This window comes from Trinickia sp., from assembly GCF_051954495.1.
In the GTDB taxonomy this organism is placed as follows: Bacteria; Pseudomonadota; Gammaproteobacteria; order Burkholderiales; family Burkholderiaceae; genus Trinickia.
The window spans coordinates 1-6,741 of the sequence record NZ_JBQCHR010000181.1 but is presented as its reverse complement, the minus strand read 5'-3'; the positions used below and the strand labels follow the sequence as shown (position 1 = coordinate 6,741).

Here is a 6,741-nt window from a genome sequence, read left to right as displayed (position 1 = left end):
CGCATTCGCGAGATCGCCGCCGAGAACAATGTCGCGATGCTCGAAGCGCCGCCGCTCGCTCGCGCGCTCTATCACAACGTCGAGCTGAATCGCGAAATCCCGGGCACGCTCTATAACGCCGTGGCCGAGGTGCTCGCCTGGGTATATCAGCTGCGCAAATTCCGCGAAGAAGGGGGCGATGTGCCGGCCGCGCCGACCGAACTCGACGTACCCGCCGATATGGACACGAAGGGCCCGATCTCCGAGGCCGACGAACGTGAAGAAGCCGACGAAGCGCTCGGCGACGCCAACGAAGGAGCATCGGCATGAACGCCCGCGTCGGAACCCTTTTCGGCAAGAGCCAAGTATTGAACGGCGCGAACCTGCGTGCGCTCGCGGGTCCGATCCTGATCTGCATGATCCTCGGCATGATGATTCTGCCGTTGCCGCCGTTCCTGCTCGATCTGCTGTTCACGTTCAACATCGCGCTGTCGGTGATGGTGCTGCTCGTCAGCATGTATACGCAAAAGCCGCTCGATTTCGCGGCGTTCCCGGCGGTGCTGCTGTTCTCGACGTTGCTGCGGCTGTCCCTGAACGTCGCCTCGACGCGTGTCGTTCTGCTCGAAGGCCACACGGGTCCGGGCGCGGCGGGTCAAGTGATCGAATCGTTCGGCCACTTCCTCGTGGGCGGCAACTTCGCGGTCGGTATCGTCGTGTTCGCCATCCTCATGGTGATCAACTTCATGGTGATCACGAAAGGCGCGGGGCGTATCGCCGAAGTGGCGGCGCGCTTCACGTTGGACGCCATGCCCGGCAAGCAGATGGCGATCGACGCCGACTTGAACGCGGGCCTCATCAACGAAGACGGCGCCCGCAAGCGTCGCCTCGCCGTGTCGCAGGAAGCCGAGTTCTACGGCGCGATGGACGGTGCGTCGAAGTTCGTGCGCGGCGATGCGATCGCGGGCCTCATCATCATGGTCGTGAACGTATTCGGCGGGCTCATCGTCGGCGTCGTGCAGCACGGCATGGATTTCGCCTCCGCCGGCAAGACGTACACGCTGCTCACGATCGGCGACGGCCTCGTCGCGCAGATCCCTTCGCTCGTGATCTCGACGGCGGCCGGCGTGATCGTCTCGCGCGTGGCGACCGACGAAGACATCGGCACGCAGCTGACCGGTCAGTTGTTCACGAACCCGCGCGTGCTGCTCATCACCGGCACGATCATCGTCTTGCTCGGCTTGATTCCGAACATGCCGCACTTCGCGTTCTTGCTGCTCGGCGGCGGTGCGATCCAGCTCGGCCGCACGATGAACAAGCGCGCCGAGGCCGCCAAGGCAGGGGTCTCGCTCGTCGACGTCGCGCCGGCCATGGCCGCGCCGGCAGAAAACACCGAGGCGAGCTGGGACGACGTCACGCTCATCGACACGCTGGGCCTCGAAGTGGGCTACCGCCTGATCCCGCTCGTCGACAAGAATTCGGACGGCGAACTGCTCAAGCGCATCAAGAGCATCCGCAAGAAGTTCGCGCAGGAAATCGGCTTCCTGCCGCCCGTCATCCACATTCGCGACAACTTGGAGTTGCGCCCGAACGGCTATCGCATCGCGCTCAAGGGCGTCGAGGTGGGCGTGGGCGAGGCTTATCCGGGCCAGTGGCTCGCGATCAACCCGGGGCAGGTCAGCGCGGCGCTGCCGGGCCAGCCGACGCAAGATCCCGCCTTCGGACTGCCCGCGGTGTGGATCGACACCAACTTGCGCGAGCAGGCCCAGGTGTACGGCTACACCGTGGTCGACGCGAGCACCGTCGTCGCCACGCACTTGAATCACCTCGTCGTGACGCACGCGGCCGAGCTCTTGGGCCGCCAGGAAGTGCAGGCACTGATCACGCGCACCGGCAAGGATGCGCCGACCCTCGTGGAAGATCTCGTGCCGAAGCTACTTTCGCTCACGACGCTGCAAAAGGTTCTGCAAAACCTGCTCGAGGAAGGCGTGCCGATCCGCGATATGCGCACGATGCTCGAGGCGCTCTCGGAGCATGCCGGCAAGGTGACCGACGCGCACGATCTGACCGCTTGCGTCCGTCTGGCGCTGGGCCGTGCGATTACGCAGCAGTGGTATCCGGGTTCCGGCGAGATGCAAGTCATGGGACTCGATTCGAATCTCGAGCGCGTGCTGTCGCAAGCGCTCTCGACGGGTGCGAACCCCGGGCTCGAGCCCGGCCTCGCGCACACGCTCATGGCGGCGACGCAAAAGGCGATCGTTCGTCAACAAAATGCCGGGCTGCCTCCGGTGCTGCTCGTGCAGCATGCGCTTCGCGCGATGCTCGCTCGATTCCTGCGCCGCAGCCTGCCTCAATTGAAAGTGCTCTCTTACGCCGAAGTGCCGGAGACGCGCACGATCAAAGTCGTTAACCTCATCGGGGGTCAAGCTTGAACATTCGTAAATTCATCGGCGCGACGAGCCGGGACGCGCTGCGTCTCGTGCGTGAGGCCCTCGGTGCGGACGCTGTCGTACTCTCGAATCGAACCAACGACGACGGCACCGTTGAAATCGTCGCATTGGCCGACACCGATTTTGCTCACATCGCACCCGACGCCGGCGAAAGCCCCTCGCAAGGCATGGGGCAGCCCCTAGGCAATCCGTATGCGAGCGCCCCGGCTGCCGCGCAGCCGAGCGGCGGCTACACGGGCGCGACGCCCGGCGCGATGCCGGCCAATCCGTACGCGAACGGCATGCCCGACGTGTTCTCCGCCGTCTTCGGCGCAAGCCCGGAAGTCGGCGGCCAAGCGCAGGACGAAAGCCGGACGCTGCCGCCCGACGCCGCGGCGATCGTGGCGCCGCGTCTGACGGAGCGTCCGAGCTTCAAGTCGCGCACCGCGGCGCCGAGCCCTGCCGCATCGAATACGACGGCCGGTGGGGCGGCGAGCGCCGGCGACACGGCCGGCGCCGACGCGCAACAGACGATGGCCGAATCGAATCCTTGGCTGATCGACCACGCGCGTCGCATCGCCGCCCAAAGCGAGCGTGCCGCGCACAGCTCGCGCGCTCACACCATGTCGCCCACGACCGCCGCGGCCAAGGGCCTCGGTTCGGCGGGGCGCGTGTTGTCCTCCGACGAACTCGCCTCGACGCAGCTGCCCGACTGGGCGCACGAAGCCGCCCGTGTGGCCGCGCGTCGCGCCGCGCCGCGCGTGAAGCCGGCATTCGAAGGCCTCGGCGAGCAAGAGACGGAAGCGATGGCCGATGCGGTCCGCGCTCGCGTGGAAGAGATCGTGAACCAAACAGTGATGAGCGAACTCTCGTCGCTGCGCGGGATGATGGAGGAGCAGTTTGCTGGCCTCATGTGGGGCGAGCGCCAACGCCGCAGCGCGGTGGACGGCGAAGTGACGAAGGCGCTGTTTTCGGCCGGTTTCTCCGCGCAGCTCGTGCGGATGGTCGTCGACCACATGCCTGAAGTCGAGAACCTCGAGGCGGGCATGCAATGGGTGAACCAGGTGCTGGCGTCGAATCTGCCTGTGCTGGAAAACGAAGAGGCGCTGATGGAGCGCGGCGGCGTGTTCGCGCTGATGGGCCCGACGGGCGTCGGCAAAACGACGACGACCGCCAAGCTCGCCGCGCGTTGCGTGATGCGTTTCGGCGCCAGCAAGGTCGCGCTTCTGACGACGGACAGCTACCGGATCGGCGGCCACGAACAGCTCCGCATCTTCGGCAAGATTCTCGGCGTATCGGTGCACGCGGTGAAGGATGCAGCCGATCTGCAGCTCGCGTTGGCCGAGCTGCGCAACAAGCACATCGTGCTGATCGACACGATCGGCATGAGCCAGCGCGATCGCACCGTATCGGATCAGATCGCGATGCTCTGCGGCGCGGGCCTGCCCGTTCAGCGGTTGCTGCTGCTGAACGCGACGAGCCACGGCGATACGCTCAACGAAGTCGTGCAGGCCTACCGCAGCGCGCCTGGGCAACCCGAGCTGGCCGGCTGCATTTTGACCAAGCTCGACGAGGCGACGAACCTGGGCGGCGTGCTCGATACGGTGATCCGGTACAAGCTGCCGGTGCACTACGTGTCGACCGGACAGAAGGTGCCCGAGAACCTGTACGTCGCGACCAAGAAATTTTTGATCAAGAGCGCGTTCTGCATTCCGCGCGACGGCTCGCCGTTCGTGCCTCAGGACGATGAAATCCCCGCCCTGCTCTCGGCGTTGTCGAGCCGTTCGAGCGCTGAGCTGCATGAGGTCCGCTTTGGCTAAACAAGTCACCGATCAGGCAGAAGGGCTGCGCCGGCTGCTCGCGAAGAGCGGCTCGCGCGTCGTCGCGGTCACGGGCGGCCCGGTGGGCGTCGGGTGTACGTCGACGGTCGTGAATTTAGCGGCGGCGCTGGCGATGCTCGGCAAGGACGTGCTGGTCATCGACGAGCGTCTGGGTGTGAACGCGGTCTCGTCGATGCTCGGCGGCGCGCACGGTGCGGGTTCGGTACGAGCCGTGCTCAACGGCGAGGTCGAACTGGAGCAAGCCTGCGCGCGCCACGAGCTGGGATTTTCCGTGCTCGCGGCGTCGCGCGAGAACTGCGCGGGCTTTACCGCCGCGCAGCTCGGGCGACTGCTGGCGGGCCCGGCCGATGTCGTGCTCGTCGATGCACGGCTCGAGCGCGGGGGAGCGCTCTCGCCGCTCGCGGCGCAAGCGCACGACGTGCTGATCGTCACGCGCGTGGCGGCGCAAGCCATCACGGAAGCGTACGCATGCATGAAACGCCTGCACTTCGAGCACGCGATCGCTCAGTTCCGCGTGCTCGTCAATCACGTGTCGAGCCTCGCCGATGCGCAGACGACTTTCGAGAATCTCGCCGAAGTGGCCGCGCGCTACTTGACGGTGTCGATCGAAGAAGCCGGTTGCGTGGCGGCCGATCCGTTGATGGAACGCTCGCTCGAACTGGGACGCTGTGTCGTCGACGCATTTCCGTCGGCACAGTCGGCGCGTGACTATCGTCACGTTGCGTCAGAAATGTTGTATTGGCCGATGCGCCCGGCGATGAGTTCGCCGCGCCAAGACGCCGCGGTGCGCACGGCCATGCCGGCGTCGGCGCTCGCCGATGCGTTGGTCGCGCGCCAGCATGCTTGAAACGTTAGGGACAAGGAAAAGGGGGCCCTCGATGTACAACGCTCAAGGGAAAATGTCCCAGACGGATGTATTGACGCAGTACGCGCCGCTCGTGCGCAGGCTTGGATTGCAGCTCGTGGCGAAGATGCCGGCGAGCGTCGATTTGGATGACTTGATTCAGGCGGGCATGATCGGCCTGCTCGATGCGGCGAGCCGCTACAAGGAAGACCAGGGCGCGCAGTTCGAAACGTACGCCAGTCAACGTATCCGCGGGGCGATGCTCGACGAATTGCGCAACAACGACTGGCTGCCGCGCAGCCTGCGCAAGACCTCGCGAGAGGTCGAATCGGCCGTGCACCAGGTCGAGCAGCGGCTCGGCCGTTCGGCAAGCGAGACCGAAGTGGCGGACCACTTGCAGATGCCGCTCGACGCTTATCAGTCGATGCTGCAGGATCTGCATGGCAGTCAGCTGATCTACTACGAAGACTTCGACCGTTCCGCGGACGACGAGCCGTTCCTCGACCGCTACTGCGTCGATCATGCGGACCCGCTGTCGGCGCTGATGGACGACAGCTTGCGCTCGGCGCTCGCCGAGGCGATCGAGAAGTTGCCCGAACGCGAGAAGCTCTTGATGTCGCTGTACTACGAGCGCGGGATGAACCTGCGGGAAATCGGTGCGGTGATGGAAGTGAGCGAATCGCGTGTTTGCCAGCTGCACAGCCAGGCCGTTGCACGGCTGCGGGCCAAGTTGCGGGAAATGGCCTGGGCCAGTGTAGAGTGAGGTTGGCCGACAGCGGTCTATCGAATCGGTCGTGCCTTTAGACGGTAAGTCATGACGCCCAAGCCCTTCGCCGCGAACGCGGCGCTCCTCATCATCGACATGCAAAACGGGATCAACCGGCCGACGCTCGGCCGGCGCAACAATCCCGGCGCCGAGAACAACATCGAACGCCTGCTTCAGGCTTGGCGCTCAACGCGGCGGCCGATCGTGCATGTTCGTCATATCTCTCGTTCCCCGGAGTCGATCTTTTGGCCAGGCCAGAGCGGAGCCGAGTTCCAGCCTCGCTTCGCGCCTTCGGCGCACGAGCATGTCGTCGAAAAGAACGTGCCGGATGCCTTCGCGGCAACCGGCCTCGAGCGTTGGCTACATGTGCGGGACATCGGGCAACTGGTGATTGCAGGCGTCATCACGAACAATTCCGTCGAGGCGACGGCGCGAAGCGCGGGCAATCTGGGGTTCGAGGCGATTGTCGCGTCCGATGCCGCGTTCACCTTCGATTTGCGGGATTTGAGCGGCCGGCTGTGGCCAGCCGAAGACGTGCACGCGTTGTCGCTCGCCAATATGGCGATGGATTACGCTGCGGTGCGCTCGACCGAGGAGATTGTAGGCGCACTGGAGGGGCGGTAGGGTTCGATGCCGCGCGCCCTGATGAATGATGGGGCGCGCGCGCTACTTCAAACCGCCGCTATCCGCCCATCCGGCCCATACACACCGGCCGCATGACGCGAGGCCGCGCCGCGCAGAATTGCGAGGGCGCTTTGGTTGTAGTTCATTCGAACGCGGATCATGAGGCCGTTCGTGGCGTTGGCGCGGCGTGCGCGCTCCACGACCGCCTGCAGCAGCTTCCACTGCTTGGCCAGGCGCGCATCGTCGGCAATGGCGAGCTCC

General features: G+C 65.4%; 7 protein-coding genes. 6 read left to right on the top strand and 1 reads right to left on the bottom strand.

Translation table 11 applies throughout. The annotated features are described in order from the left end of the window. From ACTHNR_RS25310 to ACTHNR_RS25285, 6 genes are all read left to right on the top strand, one after another. On the top strand, window positions 1-309 hold a 309-nt coding region (locus ACTHNR_RS25310), incomplete at its 5' end, for an EscU/YscU/HrcU family type III secretion system export apparatus switch protein (protein ID WP_440551331.1). Continuing rightward, window positions 306-2,408 (top strand): flagellar biosynthesis protein FlhA, encoded by a 2,103-nt coding sequence (gene flhA, locus ACTHNR_RS25305; RefSeq protein WP_440551328.1) that lies wholly within the window; start codon window positions 306-308, stop codon window positions 2,406-2,408. The genes ACTHNR_RS25310 and flhA, both read left to right, overlap by 4 nt. Beyond that, the gene (gene flhF, locus ACTHNR_RS25300; protein ID WP_440551325.1) at window positions 2,405-4,225 is read left to right on the top strand and encodes a flagellar biosynthesis protein FlhF; all 1,821 of its coding nucleotides are present in this window, start codon (window positions 2,405-2,407) and stop codon (window positions 4,223-4,225) included. The genes flhA and flhF overlap by 4 nt, the downstream gene beginning before the upstream one ends. Then, the gene (locus ACTHNR_RS25295) at window positions 4,218-5,093 is read left to right on the top strand and encodes a MinD/ParA family ATP-binding protein (protein ID WP_440551333.1); all 876 of its coding nucleotides are present in this window, start codon (window positions 4,218-4,220) and stop codon (window positions 5,091-5,093) included. Before flhF ends, ACTHNR_RS25295 begins: the two co-directional genes overlap by 8 nt. A 31-nt stretch (window positions 5,094-5,124) precedes the next feature. After that, window positions 5,125-5,853, top strand: a complete 729-nt coding sequence (locus ACTHNR_RS25290; RefSeq protein WP_440551322.1) for an RNA polymerase sigma factor FliA — start codon at window positions 5,125-5,127, stop codon at window positions 5,851-5,853. Between the two features lie 51 nt (window positions 5,854-5,904). Continuing rightward, the gene (locus ACTHNR_RS25285) at window positions 5,905-6,480 is read left to right on the top strand and encodes a cysteine hydrolase family protein (RefSeq protein ID WP_440551319.1); all 576 of its coding nucleotides are present in this window, start codon (window positions 5,905-5,907) and stop codon (window positions 6,478-6,480) included. Between the two features lie 47 nt (window positions 6,481-6,527). On the opposite strand, the gene flgN is transcribed toward ACTHNR_RS25285, so the two are convergent. Next, window positions 6,528-6,741 (bottom strand): flagellar export chaperone FlgN (gene flgN / locus ACTHNR_RS25280; RefSeq protein ID WP_440551316.1); only part of this gene is annotated, 214 nt, incomplete at its 5' end.

Coding starts and splice junctions, on each gene's coding strand:
- flhA (WP_440551328.1), top strand. CDS start 306: ATGAACGCCCGCGTCGGAACCCTTTTCGGCAAGAGCCAAGTATTGAAC.
- ACTHNR_RS25285 (WP_440551319.1), top strand. CDS start 5,905: ATGACGCCCAAGCCCTTCGCCGCGAACGCGGCGCTCCTCATCATCGAC.
- ACTHNR_RS25290 (WP_440551322.1), top strand. CDS start 5,125: ATGTACAACGCTCAAGGGAAAATGTCCCAGACGGATGTATTGACGCAG.